A 16,831-nucleotide genomic window follows, 5' to 3' on the forward strand; every position below is an offset into this window, starting at 1 on the left:
TCCGCCGCCTTGATCCGCTCACTCGGCCTGGATCTGCACCACGGCGCCCGGCGTCGCCGGCTCGCCCGATGCGATCACCAGATAGCGCCGCTCGGCACCCCGCGGCTGCGCCACGATCTGGCGGATCGGACCGGCCGCATTCACGATCGCCGATCCCGCCGGATTTGTCATGAAGGAAGACAGCGGTTGCAGCGATCCAGTGCCGTCGGCGCGCTCGGCGAGCGCCAACACGTATTTCTGCTTCGGCTGCAGCCCCGTCACCGAAGCCTGCAGGATCTGGATCAGGCCCTGATCGAACAGCGACACGCTGGTTGCTCCGCTGCCCTCCTTGACGCGCTCCTTCGGCGCGAGCGTCAGATGCGCGACCTGACCGGCGACGCCGATCGGCTGCAGATTCTGGCGATCGTCCGCATTCGGTGCGGCGTTGGAGACATAGGCGATGGCCTGTGGCGCCTGTCCGATCGGGACGTTCGCGATCACCGTGTTGGTCGCGGTGTCGATCGCCGCGAGCGCGTCGGCATTTTCCAGCCCGACATAGATGCGACTGCCGTCGCCGGACGGCCACACGCCATGCGGCAGATTGCCGACCGGGATGGTCGCGACTTGCGAGAAGTCATCGGTGCGGAACACCTTGACTTGGTTCAGCCCACCGACGGTGACATAGGCGAACGTGCCCTTGGGCGTATGGGCGAAGTTGACGTGGTTGGTGATCGGACCGGTGTCGATGGTCTTGAGCAGGTTGAACGGCGGCTTGGCATCGAACACTTGGGTGCGGCCGACATCCTTGAGCGTGAACCAGACCTGGTTGCCGTCCGGCGTCGCGGCGATGTTCGGGCAGAACGGGCTCTCTTGTTTCACCTTGGCGACGATCTTGTGCTCGGCGACCGAGATCACCGCCGTCTCCGGGGTGAAGGACGAGCAGACATAGCCGTATTTGCCGTCGGGTGAGAAGATCTGCATGCCGGGACCGTTCGCCATCTTGATACGCGCCTTCTCCTCGAACGTCTTGGCGTCGATCACGGAGACGTAGTCCTCGCCGCGAACGGTGACCCAGACCTCGCGTCCGTCGGGCGTGTAGAACGCTTCGTGCGGGGAGCGCCCGACATAAGTGATGTGCTTGACCGCGTTGGTCGCCGTGTCGATGAAGGTCACGGAATTGGAGCCGATCGACACCACCGCGAGCGTGCGGTGATCGGGCGCATACCCCATGCCGTGCACGAGCACCTGGCCCTTGTAGAGCGGGCTGAAATTACCAGGCTGCGGATCGCCCAGTTTGATGACGCCGAGCAGCTTGTTGTCGACGGGATCGGTCACGGAGACCGTGTTGGAGAACTGTTCCGCGGCATAGACGCGGTCGTGATGGCTGATCGGAACCTCGGACGCGGCGAGGGTGCCAGGGGCTTGTCCGGCCCACGCGGCGGGACACAGCGCAAGCACGGTGCCGGCCAGAAAGACGGTCTTCAGGGCGTTCATGATGGACTCCTATTTCATGTCTGGCGACATGGTCATTGGCATGCCGTTATGGTGGCCGGAGGAAGCGGTGGGGATTGAGGCCGGCGCCGGTTGGGTGGGCGCTGGCGTTGCGGTGGTCACGGCTTCGCCGATCGCAAGCTTCATGGCGTCGATTTCCTGCAACTGATCGACGATGATCTCCTGCGCGATGCGCCTGAGCTGCTCGTTCTTGCCATAGCGCAACTCGATCACCGCCATGTCGATCGCGCCCTGGTGATGCGGGATCATCATCGCGGTGAAGTCCCGATCGATGTCGCCGAATGGCTTGGCCGCCATGTCGTTCATCATCTTGGTCATGGCGGCGTCATTTTCGTCGAGGAATGCGCGTTCTTCGGTCGAGGCGGCGATCGCGTGGCCGGGATGCGCTTCATGCGCAAAGACGAGGGGAGGCAGCGCAAATGCGATCAGCACGCGCGCGGCAAAGATGGCCTTGGCAGAAGTTGGTCTGAGACAACGCCACATGGATCAGCTCCAGGACGGCTTCAGGTGGACCGGCGCGGACCGCGCGCTGCGGGGGCATGCCAGATGCGGAACGGGGTGGGGCATCTCAAACTCCATGTCGGATGGCACGGATGATGACGCTGGCGGTCCGCTTCTATTCCGTCCGTCACGCCATTTTTCCGCGGCTATCGTCCGAGCGGAGGTGCGGCCGGGGGCGCAACCGGAAGATTGCAGCAGGCTCAAACGGATAGAGCGGGCGGCAGCCCCTCCCGGGAGCGGCCAGTCAGTCGATGACAAGGCGCATAGGAACCAGCCGTGCGCCACAACGTTTGTCGCCAGGGGCCGCCGTGGGAATTGACGGGCGCATGAACATCTTTGATCCGCAAGGACCGATCGCCGCGGCCGAAAAGATCCTCCTGATCGACTCGGTCGCGATCATGCTCGCGATCATCATCCCGACGATCATTGCGATCTTCGTGTTCGCCTTCTGGTATCGCGCGTCCAATGCCAGGGCGAGCTACATGCCGAACTTTGCCTATTCGGGCCGCATCGAGATGGTGGTCTGGTTCATCCCGACGCTCACCATCATCCTGCTCGGTGGCGTTGCCTGGATCGGTTCGCATGAGCTCGATCCCGGCAAACCGGTGCCCGGCACCGGCGTGCCGATCCGTATCCAGGTTGTCTCGCTCGATTGGAAATGGCTGTTATCTATCCGGATCAGCGGATCGCAACCGTCAATCACCTGACCGTGCCTGTCGGGGCACCGCTGCGCTTCGAGCTCACGTCGGGAAGCGTCATGACCGCCTTCTTCATCCCGCAGCTCGGCAGCATGATCTACACCATGAACGGCATGGTCACGCGGCTCGAGCTGCGTGCGGACGAGGAGGGGACCTACAAGGGCCTGGCTGCGCAATTCAGCGGCGACGGCTTTCCCGAGATGATGTTCGACACCCAGGTGATGTCGCAGGTGGCGTTCGACGACTGGGCTCAGTCGACGGCGCGTAGTACCGAGGTGCTCGACGAGACCGCCTACAAGAAGCTTGCACAGCAATCGATCGAGAAGACGAAGACCTATCGCCTCGATGATCCCGAATTGTTCGGCAAGATCGCAACCCAGAAGATTGCTCCGGCACCAGGACCGCAGATGAGCGCGAACGAGGTGAGGCCGGAGGGCGGAGCCCGCAATGTCAGGTGAGCTTGTTCAGATCCCGCTATCTCGCCCGTTTTCTGCATTTCGGCGCGGCTGGGCAGGAGATGCATCATGGCGATGACGGCAACTGCGGCGGTCAGCGTTGGAGCCAATGCCGACCCGCATCAGTTGCGCGTCACCGAGCATGGAGGGCCGGCACCGAAGCGGATCGTGACCGGATTCGGCTTCTGGATATTCCTGCTCTCCGACATCGTGATGTTCTCCTGCTTCTTCGCCAGCTACGCGGTGCTGGTGGGGCAGACGGCCGGCGGTCCCGGCGGAGCGGAGCTGTTCGACCAGAGAAGCGTCGCGATCGAAACCATCTTGCTGCTGCTGTCGAGCTTTACCTGCGGCATGGCGAGCATCGCCGCCGACATGCGCAACGCGCTGTGGTTTCAGATCGCGATGGCGGTGACCGCCGTGCTCGGTGCCGGCTTCCTGTTGCTCGAGGCACGCGAGTTCACAAATCTGGTGGCGCACGGCAACGGTCCGAGCCGCAGCGCCTTTCTGACCGCCTTCTTCACGCTGGTGGGCTGCCATGGCCTGCACGTCAGCGCCGGCATCCTCTGGCTCTTGACCATGATGGCCCAGGTGGTCGCCAAAGGATTCCGCGCCGACATCCAGCGCCGCATCCTCTGCTTTGCGCTGTTCTGGCACGCGCTGGACATCATCTGGGTCGCCGTCTTTTCCGTCGTCTATCTCATGGGGACCGCGGCATGAGCGAGCATTTGGACTACGAGCCCCTCGGCCATCATGGCGACCTCGCACCGGGTGAAGAGGAGCCCATGAGCTTAGGCTCGCGCCTGCTCGGCTATGTCGTCGGCCTCGCGCTTGCGCTGTTACTCACCGCCACGTCGTTCTTCATTGCCAATACGGACCTGGTCTGGCAGCCGTCGATACCGGTTGCGTTGATCGTGCTCGCGATCGCACAGATGGGCGTGCACCTCGTGTTCTTCCTGCACATCACGACCGGGCCCGACAACACCAACAACGTGCTGGCGCTGGCGGTCGGGCTCCTGATCGTGTTTCTGGTCGTCGGTGGTTTGTTCTGGATCATGTCGCATCTGAACCACAACATGATGCCGATGGATCAGCTGATGCAGATGCAAAGATAGGGACTGAGTTTACTTGCTCTTTGGCTCCCTGCAGTTGAAGGCACGCCGGAAGCCGGCAGCGCGGGCGTCATCCTCCGAGCAGAACCAGCGATCGGGCTCGGCCAGAGCGGGATAGCTCGGGCACCCCTGCAGATGGTAGACGCCGACATTGCCGGTGAACCGCGCCCGCACCGCGAACTTGGCCTTGATGCTGCAGCCCGGCGGCATGGCCGGCGCGTCCGGAAACAGCACGGCACGAATCTCGCGGTCGCGGTCGGCGCGGCAGGAGGCGCCGAGCAGCGGGCCGTCCTTCTTATCGCTGCGGAATTCGCTTGGGGTAACGAAGCAGCCCTTCCAGATGCCGCGCCCGCCGTCCTTGGCTGTGGCCACGTCGTCCTTGACGTGAACCTTCGCGGCTGGTTCGGCACTGACGGCGAAGCCAGCGCGCGCGATCTGCTGATTGAGGCTCACGGCATCACTCTCGATGAAGCAGGCGCCGATGCGACGGCCCTTGCGCGCCTTATCCGGACCGAGATCATCGCAGCGCACGGGGCGGCCGCCGATCAGCTTGGCGAGTTGGTCCCGCGCCTCGATGCCGCAGGTCCATGAATCAGCGTGATCGTCGATGCAGAGCTGGTCGAATTCAGGCGCATCAACGCCGTCGAGCCGAAACACGGTGTTCCCAAGCTGGATGGTGTCTCCATCTTTCACGATGGCGCTTGCGGCCGCTGCCGGGCCGCTCGCTTCGAGCAAAATAAAAATCAACGAAAATGCAAAAAGCCGGCTCGGCGCGCGCATGCCTTCCCCCTTGGTCCATGCCGGTCACACGCTAGCACATCAGAGCGTCGCAGAACCAATCGCTGCGTCATGACGGTTGCATCGGCACCGAGGGAGCGAGTGCGTTTCGAATCTCGGGTCATAGTTGCGCGAGTAGCCCCGAAATCCGGAACTGAGTGGGCAAGCGGGCACGCATGTGTGCGCCACGTTAGGCGCGCGGCGTTGGAGCGCAGAGCGCCATGAGCGAATTGCATTCGGTTCGCAACGGATTTGTTTACGAATCTGTCTAAAGAAAGCGGCACGACCGGACCATCCATCGAGGCCCGGCGGGGGGTTAAATGATGCAAACCGACGATCGTTCGTTGATGCGCGCAAAGTTTGCGCCGCCGGCGGAGAAGCCGAAACACGCCGGCATGTCACGCCGGAGCCTGCTCGCAACGGCTGCGTTGCTGATTACGACATCCGGGGCGACCGCCAAGGTCGTCACCAAGGTGCTGCCCTGGCGGCCGAACGAAGTCTATCCGGTGACGCCGGTGGTGCCCGGCGGCTGGCTGTTCTTCACCGCGGATGAAGCCGCTGTCGTCGACGCCATCGTCGACCGCCTGATTCCGACCGACGAACTCGGGCCTGGCGCCAAGGATGCGGGCGTTACCACCTTCATCGACCGTCAGCTGACCGGCCCCTATGGCGGTCATGACTGGCTCTATATGCAGGGACCGTTCTCGTCCAATCCGCTGCCGACGCAAGGCCTGCAATCGCCGCTCACGCCGCGCCAGCAATATCGCCAGGGGCTTGCAGCGCTCGCGGCCTATTGCAAGGCGAACTACGCAGGTCGCGGCTTCATCGACCTCACCAATGAGGAGAAGGAGAAGCTGCTCTCCGGTATGGAAAAGGGCGATGTGAAGTTCGAGGGCTTCTCCAGCCGCATGCTGTTCAGCACCGTTTATGCCAATACCATGGAAGGCTTCTTCGCCGATCCGATCTATGGCGGCAACAAGGACATGGCGGGCTGGAAGCTGATCGGCTTCCCCGGTGTCCGCTACGACTATCGCGATGTGATCGACAATCCGAACAAACCGTACACGCTGCCTCCGGTCAGCATGCAGGGCCGTCAGGCCTGGGGAGAACGCTGACATGGCCCGCCGTCTTCCACACAAGGACGTTGTCATCGTCGGTCTCGGCTGGACCGGATCGATCTTGGCGCTCGAGCTCGCCCGCTCCGGCCTCAATGTCGTCGCCATCGAGCGCGGCCCCTGGCGCGACACTGCCACCGACTTCAACATCGGCACCGCACCGGATGAGCTGCGCTACGCCGTCCGTCACGACATCTTCCTGCGCCCGCGGCAGGAAACACTGACCATGCGCAACAACTCGTCGCAGACCGCGCTGCCGATTCGGCGCTGGGGCAGCTTCCTGCCGGGCAATGGCGTCGGCGGCGCCGGCTCGCACTGGAACGGCCACACCTGGCGCTTCCTCCCCGATGATTTCCGCATCCGCAGCCACATGATCGAGCGCTACGGCGAGAAGATCATGCCAGAGGGGCACCAGATTCAGGACTGGCCGATGAGCTACGATGAGCTCGAGCCGTTCTATGACAGGTTCGAATATACGCTTGGCATCTCGGGCAAGGCCGGCAATCTCAAGGGCGCGGTCCAGCCCGGCGGCAATCCGTTCGAGGGTGTGCGCACCCGCGAATATCCGACGCCCCCGCTGAAGCAGGGCTATGCCCAGGACCTGTTCACGAAGGCGGCGAGCGGGATGGGCCTGCATCCGTTCCCGCGTCCGTCCGCGAACATCTCGACCGCCTACACCAATCCGTATGGCTGCAGCATGGCGCCTTGCACCTATTGCGGCTTCTGCGAGCGCTTCGGCTGCGCCAACTACTCGAAATCATCGCCGCAGACCTGCGTGCTGCCGGCGCTGGTGCGCGAGCCGAACTTCGAGGCGCGTACCGAATGCGAGGTGATGAAGGTCAACCTCAGCGGCGACGGCAAGACCGCCAAGGGCGTCACCTATGTCGACGCCAATGGCCAGGAGTGGGAGCAGCCCGCCGATCTGGTGTTGCTCTGCGCCTACGGCCTGTTCAACGTGCGGCTGCTGCTGCTGTCCGGCATCGGCAAGCCCTATGACGCGGCGAGCGGCGAGGGTGTGGTCGGCCGAAACTACGCTTATCAGACCGGCTCCGGCTCGACGGCGTTCTTCGAGAACGTCAACTTCAATCCGTTCGCTGCCGCCGGCTCGCTCGGCGCGGCGATCGACGACTACAACAGCGACAATTTCGACCACGGCCCGCATGGCTTCGTTGGCGGCGCCAACATCACCTGTGGCTACACCAACGGCCGTCCGATCATGTACCACCCGACACCGCGCGGCACCCCGACCTGGGGCTCCGCCTGGAAGAAGACGGTGCGCGAGACCTATCAGCGGGTCGTCAGCCTCGGCGCGCAGGGCAGCGTGATGAGCTACCGCGCCAACTATCTCGACCTCGATCCGACCTACAAGGATCAGTTCGGCCGGCCATTGATGCGCATGACGTTCGACTTCCAGCCGAACGAGATCAAGATGGCCAATTGGATGGCCGAGCGCTGCGACGAGATCGCCAAGGCGATGGGAGCCAAGACGACGCAGGTCAACCACCTGCGCACGCCGTGGAACGTCGTGCCCTATCAGAGCACGCATAACACCGGCGGCGCGGTGGCGGGCGCCGATCCCAAGACCAGCGTGCTGAACCGCTACCTGCAGTCCTGGGACGTGCCGAACGTGTTCGTCATGGGCGCCTGCACGTTCCCGCAGAACGCGGGCTACAACCCGACCGGCACCGTCGGCGCGCTGACCTATTGGGCGCTCGATGCCATCCAGAACAAATATCTGAAATCGCCTGGGGCACTGGTGTAGCAAATGAGCTCGATCGTGAAGCAACAACACACAGGCCATTTGGGCCGCCTGCGCCCATGGCTTGCCTTGGCCATGCTGGCGCTTCCAAGCGCTGTGCTCGCGGACCCCGACAACTCCGTCGAGCTTGCGCGCGGCAAGGCGCTGGTCACGGCCGGCGACTGCGTCGCCTGCCACACCGCGCCGGGCGGCATGCCGTTCGCGGGCGGGCTCGCTCTGCAGACTCCGTTCGGCGCCATCATGACGCCGAACATCACGCCTGATAATCCGACCGGCATCGGCAGTTGGACTGCCGACGATTTCGCGCACGCCATGCACGAGGGCAAACGCCCGAACGGAACGCGGCTCTATCCCGCGTTTCCCTACACCGCCTACACCAAGGTGACGCGGGCGGATTCGGATGCGATCTTCGCCTATTTGCGCTCGCTGGAGCCGGTGTCGAACAGCGTCAACCGCAGCACGCTGCCGTTCCCGTTCAATATCCGCAGCTCGATGGCGGTCTGGAACGGGCTGTTCTTCACGCCCGGCGAGTTCAAGCCCGATCCGACCAAGTCGGAGGAGTACAATCGCGGCGCCTATCTGGTCGACGGCCTCGGCCATTGCGGTGCTTGCCACACTCCCTTGAACGCTTTCGGCGCCAACAAGGCTGACCGTTATCTGCAGGGCGGCGTGGTCGACAATTGGACCGCGCCCAACATCACCAACGATGCGCAGGCGGGGCTCGGCAAGTGGTCGGTCGATGAGGTCGTGCAATATCTGAAGACCGGGCAGGCGCGCGGTGTGATCGCCTCGGGGCCGATGAAGGATGTGGTCGAGAACTCGACCGCCAAGATGCCGGACGCCGACCTGAAGGCCATGGCGGTGTATCTCAAGGAGCGCGGCGCGGTCGGCCCGTCGGCCCCGAGCCCGCTGGCGGCGAGCGACAGCCGGATGAAGGTGGGCGAGGCGATTTTCATCGACACCTGCGCGGCCTGTCACGTCCGCAGTGGCGATGGCATTCCGCACGTCTTCCCGAAGCTCGCGGGCGCCACGATCGCGACCCAGGAGGATCCGGCCTCGCTGGTCCATATCGTGGTCACCGGCGGCCAGGCGGCGGCGACGGATACGCATCCGACCGCTCCCACCATGCCCTCGTTCGGCTATCGGCTGAGCGATGAGCAGATCGCAGCCGTCGTCACCTATGTCCGCAACAGCTGGGGCAATGCGGCTTCGCCGGTGACGGCCGATACGGTCAAGGGCATTCGCGCCAAAGTGACCGGCGCGGCGGACTGATCCGCTACGCCGCGCGTAACGATCGATCCATCACGGCGAACGAGATCGCCGTGATGGATTTTTTATTTGGAGGCGCCGCCGCGGGCCACTCAGGCCGCCGCAAAGGCGAGATCATCGCTCCGGGTGACGCGCGAGATGCGCGGGAAGATATGGCGCACGGCCAGCTGATGCAGCTCTGCCGACACGCTGGTGCAGAGATCTTCCGGGATGACGACAGCATAGCCGTGCTCCCAGGCCAGGCGCGCCGTGGACTCCACGCCGAAATTGGTCGCGATGCCGCCAAGCACGATCGTCTTCACGCCTCGGCGGCGCAGCTGCAGATCGAGCTCAGTGCCGTAGAACGCGCCCCATTGTCGTTTGACGATGGTGAGGTCTCCCGCCTGCTTGAGATCATCGACCAATGTGCCCCAGTTTTCCGGCAGGCCGCCTTCAGGCCGGGCCATCGGCTGATCGACCGGCTGCGACGGTGCGTCGGCGAAATCGTGTGCAAAGTCCACGCCGACCAGCACGACCGCTGATCCGGCGCTGCGGAAGCGACGGGCCACTTCGCGGCCGCGTTGCGCGACCTCCGTGCCGGGACGGGGAGCGAGGGGCAGGCCGACGATGCCGTTCTGAAGATCGATCAAGACCAGTGCGGTGGTTTGGGGATCGAGCGTGATCATGAGGAACGGCTTTCAGTTCACCCGGCGATCGAAGGAGGTGACCGCCGGGGCGGATAGGCTATATTTGAGGAGCCCCTCAAATAGGGATAGTTGAGGATGTCCTCGCAAAAGTCAAGAGAGGTCCCAGCGGCCGCTCAGCCCACGCGACAGCGGGGCCATTTGCGCGTCGCCGCCATCTTGGACGCCGCAACCGCGCTATTCGCGGCGCGGGATTACGACGCCGTGACCATGACCGAGATCGCGGCGCGCTCGGCGACTGCGATCGGTTCGCTCTACCGCTTCTTTCCGACCAAGGAGCTGCTGGCCGATGCGCTGCTCGCGCGCTATGGCGAGCGCCTCGAAGCCGAGCTGGCTGAATTGGCCGAGCGGGCAGGTCGCCTTTCCGCGGCGGAGTTGGCGGCCGGCATCTGCGACACGATCGAGGCGCGCGCAATCGAACGCTCCGCAGCGGTGACCTTGGTGGAGGCGCGCAGCAACACCGGTGCTCAGCGCGCCCGCATCCGCACGCTGATGCTGGACCGCCTGCGCTCGATCGTCAGCGCTGCCAATCCTGAGCTGTCGATCGGAGATTTGGAGGTGAGGGCGAAGGTGCTGCTCGGTCTCGTCAAGGTGATCACCATCAATGCCGAATGGGCCGACGACGATGTGCGCGCCGAAACCCGACGGCTGATCGAGGTGTATATCGCTGCACGCATCATGCGGTCGTGACCGAACTGTGCTCTTGCGCTGTCTCGGCTTGCTACCCATCTGACGTGGCGAAGGAAATTTCGCCATGTTGGACTTTACCTCTGATTTTCCCGGCGACGGCGTGTCTCCGGCGCAAGCGTCTGACGCGTCGCCCGCCAACGATCAGGCGCTGCTGGACGCCTATTCAAACGCCGTCATCGATGTCACCGAGCGTGTCGGCCCTGCGGTCGTGCGCGTCGAGACCGGGCCCAAAGCAGGGACGACTGCCGGCAGTCGCGGCGAGCGCGGTGGGCTTGGCTCGGGCATCGTGATCTCGCCTGATGGTCTCGTGCTGACCAACAGCCATGTGGTCGGCAACTCCAAGGTCATCCGGCTGCGAGACACCGAAGGTGTGGTCACCGATGCGCAGGTGCTCGGGGTCGATCCCGACACGGACCTTGCGCTGTTGCGTGCCAACCATGCGCGTGACCTCCGCTATGCGGCACTCGGCAATTCCAAGAAGCTCCGCCGCGGCCAGCTCGTGGTCGCGATCGGCAATCCGCTCGGCTTCGAATCGACGGTGACCGCGGGCGTCGTCTCGGCGCTGGGCCGCTCGATCCGCTCGGTCTCGGGGCGCATGATCGAGGATGTGATCCAGACCGACGCCGCGCTCAACCCCGGTAATTCGGGCGGCGCGCTGGTGTCGTCTGCGGCCGAGGTGATCGGCATCAACACCGCCATCATCTCCGGCGCCCAGGGCATCTGCTTTGCAGTCGCCAGCAACACCGCGCAGTTCGTGCTGTCGGAGATCATCCGCCACGGCTACGTGCGCCGCGCCTATATCGGCGTCTCCGGGCAGACCGCGCCGATCCCGCGCCGGCATGCGGTGCTGGCTGGTGTCGAGAACAAGATGGGCGCGCTCTTGATGCAGATCGAGCCGGACAGTCCGGCGGCCCGCGCCGGCCTCTTGCCGGGGGACGTTGTGATCAAGCTCGACGGCGTCGAGATCAACGGCGTCGACGACCTGATCCGCGTGCTCGACCGTGATCGCATCGGCCGGACCTTGGCGATGGACGTGCTGCGGCTCGGACGGCTGCGCGGCATCGACATCCACCCCGTCGAGCGCAAGCCGGCCGCGCGGCAGCCGCTCGCCTCGTGATGTCTCCTTGCGGACGTGGTGATTGCCACGCGATGGCATGGCGCTTGCTTCGTTGAGGCCTTATTCTCTCGCTCTCGCAGGGGGATTTTCGGCCATGACGGATTACGCGCCATCAGCCACGGCAACTGTTATCGCCGAGCCGGAGCCGATCAATCTCGACTGGCCGAAGACCGCCCTTCTAATCATCGACATGCAGCGCGACTTCATGGAGCCCGGCGGCTTCGGCGAGACGCTCGGCAATGACGTTTCCCTGCTTGGCCGCGCGGTGCAGCCGATCGCCAAGCTGCTCGATGCCGCCCGCGACATGCGCATGCTGGTCATCCATACCCGCGAGGGCCATCTGCCCGATCTCTCCGACGCGCCGCCGGCCAAGGTCGAGCGCGGCGCGCCGTCCTTGCGGATCGGCGATCCCGGTCCGATGGGCCGCATTCTCATTCGCGGCGAGCCGGGTCACGACATCATTCCCGAGCTCTATCCGTTTCCGGGAGAAGTCGTGATCGACAAGCCGGGCAAGGGCGCGTTCTACGCCACCGAGCTCGGCGACGTGTTGAAGCAGCACGAAATCCGCAACCTCCTGGTATGCGGCGTGACCACCGAGGTCTGCGTCAACACCACCGTGCGCGAGGCCAATGACCGCGGCTATCGCTGCGTCGTCATCGCGGACGGTTGCGCCTCGTACTTCCCCGAATTTCACGACATGGGCCTGAAGATGATCAAGGCCCAGGGCGGCATCTTCGGCTGGGTCGCGGAGTCCGGCGACGTTCTGCACGCGATGACGTCCTGATCGCGATGGCTTCGGAGCTGCGATCTCAAGCCGGCTGATCGAGATAGTAGCGGAGCAGGGCCTGACCGGGTGCCGACAGCCATTCCGGAGCACCCGTGATGTAGCCCTCGATCAGACCGCCGGTCCCGATCAGATAGGTGATCGGCATCGCCGTCAGCACGAAAGTGGATGCGTCGGGATTGGCCGGATCTGTTGCCGACGCATCCGGGTCGGCAAAGGAGAGGCGGGGCATTGCGACCTCCTGGGCATAGCGTCGGATGGTCCTGAAGTCGCGCTGGTCGGTGCAGACGGCCCAGACGTCGAGCCGCGGCAACTGCATGTGGTCGAGCTTGGCGAGCATCGGCAGATCGGTCTTGCAGGCCGCGCACCACGTCGCCCACAGATTGACGAGCGTGACGTGTCCCGGTTTCGGCGCGAGCACCATGGCCTTGCCGTTCAGGTCCTGAAGCCGGAGGGGCGCAAGAGGCTTGCGGGGCCGGACGATGATGAACTGGCTGCGCGCGGTGCCGAACACCGGCGGGTTCGGCTCCTCCGCGCGCACGCGCCCGGCGAGCAGCAGGGCGAGGCCGATCCCGGCGCCGTCCAGCAGCAGCTGCCGCCGTGCCCGGCCCATCGCCAGCGATGCGAGCTGATCAGCCATGGATGTAGGCCCAGCCCTTCATCTGCAGTTCGGCGACGCGGCCGATTCCGAATGGCACCAGCTGCGCGCCTTCGATCAGCTGGATGGTCATGTTCTCCTTGGCCTCCGCAATCGCTTTCGATGATGCGCACATGCTGAAGGCGATGTTGGGATACATCTGGCGCACGGCCGCCAGCGGCTCCTTGAGCTGCGACTTGTCGGCGCGAAACACGTCGATGCCTGAGCCATTGGCGACGACCTCGATCGGCAGTCTCTGTCGCTTGCTGGCAAAATGCTTGGAAAGATTGGCGGAGTAGCTGATGGCGTGCCCCATCACATGCGGATCGTTGCTGTCGATCAAGATGACGATCCCGGAGCCTGCGCGACGAGGAGCGAGGACGGGGACGGTTGGCGCTGCCGTCCCGATCGCCGCCGGTGCTCCGGCCAGGAAGCCGCGTCGTGAAAGATCGCTTGTCGGGTCACTCATCGAAACGGGTCTCGTCGTGAGAAATGGCCGACGATGGCGGGTCGTCGTCGGCACGCCTTGGCGCGGAGATCTTGAGATCATGATGCGATCAGAAAGAATCGCATCACGATCTCATCTCTTTGATTGAGCATGATCTTTTCGGAAAACCGGTTTCCACTTTTCCGGATCATGCTCTAGCTTCGCGGTTGAACGGGCGCCTTGCGGCTGCGTCCCCACAGTACGAACAGCGACAGCCCGAGCAACACCAGATTGAGCGGCGTGACTGCAGCTTCGCCCCGCGAGACGTGGAAGACGATCGCAAAGCACTGCAAGGTCGCGCAGCCCAAGGCTGCGAGCACCGTGAGCCCAGGCATGATGCGGGTCAGCGCGGGCAGCAGGATGCCAATGCCGCCGGCCAGGTCGATCAAGCCCATCAGCCGCACGAAACTCTCGGAGTGATCGCCGGCCCAGGGGATCATCGCCGCAAGCTGCGGAATCGGCGTCAGCAGCTTCATCAGACCGGCTGAGCCGAACAGCAGGAAGATCAGGGTTTGGGCGATCCACAGGCCGATGCGCAAGGCAAGGGAAGGCTGGACCGGGGTAAGATCGGTGGTCGCGGTGCTGGACATGATCGGTCTCCAGAAGGGATTGCAATGTTGGACCAAGATTGATGATTTCTTCTGGTTTAATCATTATGCTAACGGTTGAGTGATCGTTTCCTATTGGTTGATGATAGATGGATACACTGGTCAGCATCCGGGTGTTCTGCCAAGTCGTCGAGCTCAAGAGCTTTGCGGCGGCCGCCGACCGACTGGGACTGTCACCGGCGATGGCTTCCAAGCATGTGATGCAGCTCGAACGACGGCTGTCGACGCGGCTGCTCAACCGGACCAGCCGGCGCGTCGGCCTGACCGAAGCGGGCATGGTCTATTTCGAGCAAGTCCGTCAGATGCTGGACTCGCTCGACGAAGTCGAAGCGGTCGTGAGCAGGGCCACCGTGATTCCGCGTGGGAGCCTGAAGCTGAGTGCTCCCGTGTGGTTCGCCAATCCGCATTTCGCGCGTGCGCTTGCGGAGTATCGCTCGCTCCATCCAGAGGTTCAGCTTGATATCGATCTGAGCGGCCGATTGGTGAACCTGATCGATGAAGGATTCGACCTTGCCCTACGGGTGACGCCCTCACTCGATGAAGGCCTGATCGCCCGACCGCTGACCAAGATCATCATGCAGTTCGTTGCCTCGCCGCACTATCTCGAGTCTGCGGGCCGTCCGAAGGCGCCGGCCGACCTTGGTCACCACGCCTTTCTGAAATATGCGCATTATCCCGTGCGCGAGATCACGCTGCCTGGCCCTGACGGCGAGGTGACGCTTGCACTCAAGGACGTGCTGCTCAGCGGCAACGAGACCCTGCTGCATCACGCCGCCGTGGCGGGCATGGGGGTTGCTGTGCTGCCAATCTGGCTGATTGCCGACGATCTCGCAGCCGGGCGGCTTGAGCCGGTGCTGCCGGAATGGACCACGATCGAGGCACAATTGTATGCGGTCTATCCAAGTCGGAAATATCTCTCGGCGAAGGTGCGGACCTTCATCGATTTCATTGCCGCTGATCCGCGCATGAAACAGGCTGCCGCAGTCTCATCCGCCACGCAGCCAGCAGACGTCATGATGGCGAAGCGGCGCCCGGTGATCAGCAAAGGCAAGAGACGGGCCTGATGCTCACGGCCGCACGGCCGGGGTCTCCAGCGTCATGCCGTGGGCGCGCGACATCAGGTAGAGTTCGAGCGCGACCATCTCGTCCGAGCCGAAGTCGAAGGCTTGCGCGCGCACGCCGGTCATGCAACCGCGGATGCGCCGGGCGAGCGAGCCCATCGCCTGCCATTCCAGCCGGTAGATCGGATAGCCGGTCGGCTGTCCTTGCGTGATCGCGGCGCCTGCAAGGTGCTTGTCCCAATTGTCGTCGTGGCAATTGGCGCAGGCGAGATTGAGCTGGCCCTCGCGCTGCACGAACAGATCATGGCCCTTGGCGATATAAGGCTCGAGGGCGGGATCGTCGCCTGTCGTGATCGGCAGCCCGCGCGATTGCCGCGCGACATAGGCTGTCAATGCGAGCAGCTCATGACTCTCGGCTGGAAACGGGGGCGCCTGCTGGTGATCCCGGCGGCAGAGATTGATGCGGCTTTCCAGGTCGACGGGATGCTGAAGTTTGGAGTCGAAGGCGGGATAGCGCGCGGCCACGCCTTGCATGCTGGACGCAGCGTCGCCGTGACAATCGGCGCAGGCCTTGCCGGCATCGCCTTGCTTGGCGGTCCATAGCGTTTCGCCTTCGAGGACCGCGAGCATGCCGGGATTGGCGGTGTCGTCATCCTGCATCTTCTTCGTGTCCGAAGACATGAAGCTGGCGCCCGAGCGTCGCTCGGCCGACGGGATCTCCGTCGCCAGCGCCGGCAGGGTGCCGAGCAAAGCGAAGGCGAGAACCGCAGCGCGCAGCCGCATCATTCCACCGTGATTGCGGCGGCGGCATTGGCGACGAAGCCGTTGTCGCCGATCCATTCGAATTCGAACTTGCCGCTCTCCGTCGCGACCGTGAAGAATGACAGGAAGGGATTGGCTGCGATCGCCGGAAACAGATCGGCACGAAAGATCTCGGCGCCGTTGAAGCGGCAGGTGAAGCTGGTGATGATGTCGCGCGGAATCATCTCGCCGGCGGCCGTGCGGCGGTAGCCCGGCTCCATGATGTGGCTCATCAGGGTCTTGATCTCGATGACTGCGCCGCGCTTGGCTTTCGGGGGCACATTGACCAGGGCTGCCATCACGGCACCTCCTCGGTGCAGGCGGCGAGCGTCACGATCACGTCCACGCTCGTCGACCAGAACGAGCCGTCCGACAATTTGGCGATCGCGACCACCTTCTGGCTGTCGGCGAGCCGAATGCGGGTTGTGACCTGCGGGCGGCCCGCCCGCGGCGTCAGATAGAAATTGCCGATGTTCGGCTGCGGGTTCTTCTCGTTGAAAACGTGAATGCTCGTGACGTGGTCCGCATCCGTCATCGGATGGTCGACGCTGACCGTCATCGGCACGGTGTTGCCGTTTTCGACCAATGGCGGGATCTCGAGCTTGACCTTGCCCTGCTGGACGCTCGCTTCGCCGACCAGGTTGCGGATCGCCGAGTTCAGCATCGCCGGCGTTGCCTCGGCGCGACGGACAGTGACGATCGGCAAGCCGCCGCACAGCGCCGCCGTTCCTGCAAACTGCAGGACGTGACGACGTGAAACTTGTGACGTTATGGCCATCCGGTTCATAT

The 16,831-nt window shown here is 64.0% G+C and carries 21 protein-coding genes; 11 read left to right on the top strand and 10 right to left on the bottom strand.

Features of this window, described 5'->3' with window-relative positions; all coding sequences use genetic code 11:
• Positions 1-18: 18 nt before the first annotated feature.
• Entirely contained in the window at positions 19-1,473 is a 1,455-nt protein-coding gene (locus QX071_RS23155; protein ID WP_315707054.1) for a YncE family protein, read from the bottom strand.
• Positions 1,474-1,482: 9 nt separating this feature from the next.
• Positions 1,483-1,974, bottom strand: a complete 492-nt coding sequence (locus QX071_RS23160; protein WP_315707053.1) for a DUF305 domain-containing protein — start codon at positions 1,972-1,974, stop codon at positions 1,483-1,485.
• A 344-nt stretch (positions 1,975-2,318) separates the two neighbouring features.
• Between QX071_RS23160 and QX071_RS23165 the strand changes: the two genes are divergently transcribed.
• The 4 genes from QX071_RS23165 (at position 2,319) to cyoD (ending at position 4,257) form a co-directional block, all read left to right on the top strand.
• Positions 2,319-2,699: a hypothetical protein gene (locus QX071_RS23165; RefSeq protein ID WP_315707052.1), complete on the top strand. Its 381-nt coding sequence runs from the start codon at positions 2,319-2,321 to the stop codon at positions 2,697-2,699.
• Positions 2,651-3,148 (top strand): cytochrome ubiquinol oxidase subunit II, encoded by a 498-nt coding sequence (locus tag QX071_RS23170; RefSeq protein WP_315707051.1) that lies wholly within the window; start codon positions 2,651-2,653, stop codon positions 3,146-3,148. The genes QX071_RS23165 and QX071_RS23170 overlap by 49 nt, the downstream gene beginning before the upstream one ends.
• Positions 3,149-3,214: 66 nt before the next feature.
• Positions 3,215-3,862 carry a cytochrome o ubiquinol oxidase subunit III gene (cyoC, locus tag QX071_RS23175; RefSeq protein ID WP_315707050.1) on the top strand — a complete coding sequence of 216 codons (648 nt, stop codon included), beginning with the start codon at positions 3,215-3,217 and terminating at the stop codon, positions 3,860-3,862.
• Complete coding sequence (gene cyoD / locus QX071_RS23180; RefSeq protein ID WP_315707049.1) at positions 3,859-4,257, top strand: cytochrome o ubiquinol oxidase subunit IV; 399 nt, start codon at positions 3,859-3,861, stop codon at positions 4,255-4,257. Before cyoC ends, cyoD begins: the two co-directional genes overlap by 4 nt.
• A 9-nt stretch (positions 4,258-4,266) precedes the next feature.
• Here cyoD and QX071_RS23185 read toward each other — a convergent pair whose 3' ends face one another.
• A complete protein-coding gene (locus tag QX071_RS23185; RefSeq protein ID WP_315707048.1) occupies positions 4,267-5,034 on the bottom strand; it encodes a thermonuclease family protein in 768 nt (255 codons plus the stop codon).
• Positions 5,035-5,378: 344 nt separating this feature from the next.
• On the opposite strand from QX071_RS23185, the gene QX071_RS23190 reads away from it, so the two are divergent.
• The 3 genes from QX071_RS23190 to QX071_RS23200 are packed head-to-tail and all read left to right on the top strand — an operon-like array spanning position 5,379 to position 9,177.
• Complete coding sequence (locus QX071_RS23190) at positions 5,379-6,146, top strand: gluconate 2-dehydrogenase subunit 3 family protein (protein ID WP_315707047.1); 768 nt, start codon at positions 5,379-5,381, stop codon at positions 6,144-6,146.
• Position 6,147: 1 nt separating this feature from the next.
• Positions 6,148-7,908 carry a GMC family oxidoreductase gene (locus QX071_RS23195; RefSeq protein WP_315707046.1) on the top strand — a complete coding sequence of 587 codons (1,761 nt, stop codon included), beginning with the start codon at positions 6,148-6,150 and terminating at the stop codon, positions 7,906-7,908.
• A gap of 15 nt (positions 7,909-7,923) precedes the next feature.
• The gene (locus QX071_RS23200) at positions 7,924-9,177 is read left to right on the top strand and encodes a cytochrome c (protein WP_315707045.1); all 1,254 of its coding nucleotides are present in this window, start codon (positions 7,924-7,926) and stop codon (positions 9,175-9,177) included.
• 89 nt (positions 9,178-9,266) lie between these two features.
• Here QX071_RS23200 and QX071_RS23205 read toward each other — a convergent pair whose 3' ends face one another.
• On the bottom strand, positions 9,267-9,839 hold the full coding sequence (locus QX071_RS23205; protein WP_315707044.1) for a hydrolase: 573 nt from the start codon (positions 9,837-9,839) through the stop codon (positions 9,267-9,269).
• 96 nt (positions 9,840-9,935) lie between these two features.
• Here QX071_RS23205 and QX071_RS23210 point away from each other — a divergent pair, with 96 nt between their 5' ends.
• The 3 genes from QX071_RS23210 (at position 9,936) to QX071_RS23220 (ending at position 12,448) form a co-directional block, all read left to right on the top strand.
• Entirely contained in the window at positions 9,936-10,547 is a 612-nt protein-coding gene (locus QX071_RS23210) for a helix-turn-helix domain-containing protein (protein WP_315707043.1), read from the top strand.
• Positions 10,548-10,611: 64 nt separating this feature from the next.
• Complete coding sequence (locus QX071_RS23215; RefSeq protein ID WP_315707042.1) at positions 10,612-11,664, top strand: S1C family serine protease; 1,053 nt, start codon at positions 10,612-10,614, stop codon at positions 11,662-11,664.
• A gap of 94 nt (positions 11,665-11,758) precedes the next feature.
• Positions 11,759-12,448, top strand: coding sequence for an isochorismatase family cysteine hydrolase (locus QX071_RS23220; RefSeq protein ID WP_315707041.1), 690 nt, complete (start codon positions 11,759-11,761; stop codon positions 12,446-12,448).
• A 25-nt stretch (positions 12,449-12,473) separates the two neighbouring features.
• Here the strand turns inward: QX071_RS23220 and QX071_RS23225 are convergent, their stop codons facing one another.
• From QX071_RS23225 to QX071_RS23235, 3 genes are all read right to left on the bottom strand, one after another.
• Positions 12,474-13,088 carry a TlpA family protein disulfide reductase gene (locus QX071_RS23225; RefSeq protein ID WP_315707040.1) on the bottom strand — a complete coding sequence of 205 codons (615 nt, stop codon included), beginning with the start codon at positions 13,086-13,088 and terminating at the stop codon, positions 12,474-12,476.
• The gene (locus QX071_RS23230; RefSeq protein ID WP_315707039.1) at positions 13,081-13,554 is read right to left on the bottom strand and encodes a DsrE family protein; all 474 of its coding nucleotides are present in this window, start codon (positions 13,552-13,554) and stop codon (positions 13,081-13,083) included. The genes QX071_RS23225 and QX071_RS23230 overlap by 8 nt, the downstream gene beginning before the upstream one ends.
• 173 nt (positions 13,555-13,727) lie before the next feature.
• Complete coding sequence (locus QX071_RS23235) at positions 13,728-14,162, bottom strand: DoxX family protein (protein ID WP_315707038.1); 435 nt, start codon at positions 14,160-14,162, stop codon at positions 13,728-13,730.
• A 107-nt stretch (positions 14,163-14,269) separates the two neighbouring features.
• Here QX071_RS23235 and QX071_RS23240 point away from each other — a divergent pair, with 107 nt between their 5' ends.
• Positions 14,270-15,244 (top strand): LysR family transcriptional regulator, encoded by a 975-nt coding sequence (locus tag QX071_RS23240; RefSeq protein ID WP_315707037.1) that lies wholly within the window; start codon positions 14,270-14,272, stop codon positions 15,242-15,244.
• Between the two features lie 3 nt (positions 15,245-15,247).
• Here QX071_RS23240 and soxA read toward each other — a convergent pair whose 3' ends face one another.
• From soxA to QX071_RS23255, 3 genes are read right to left on the bottom strand one after another with little or no spacing between them, the layout of a single operon-like run.
• Positions 15,248-16,027: a sulfur oxidation c-type cytochrome SoxA gene (gene soxA / locus QX071_RS23245; protein ID WP_409977533.1), complete on the bottom strand. Its 780-nt coding sequence runs from the start codon at positions 16,025-16,027 to the stop codon at positions 15,248-15,250.
• Entirely contained in the window at positions 16,024-16,341 is a 318-nt protein-coding gene (gene soxZ, locus QX071_RS23250; protein ID WP_315707036.1) for a thiosulfate oxidation carrier complex protein SoxZ, read from the bottom strand. Before soxZ ends, soxA begins: the two co-directional genes overlap by 4 nt.
• Complete coding sequence (locus QX071_RS23255; protein ID WP_315707035.1) at positions 16,341-16,829, bottom strand: SoxY-related AACIE arm protein; 489 nt, start codon at positions 16,827-16,829, stop codon at positions 16,341-16,343. The genes soxZ and QX071_RS23255 overlap by 1 nt, the downstream gene beginning before the upstream one ends.
• Between the last annotated feature and the right edge of the window lie 2 nt (positions 16,830-16,831).

The sequence above is a fragment of the Bradyrhizobium sp. SZCCHNS1022 genome (genome assembly GCF_032484835.1).
Classification (GTDB): Bacteria; Pseudomonadota; Alphaproteobacteria; order Rhizobiales; family Xanthobacteraceae; genus Bradyrhizobium.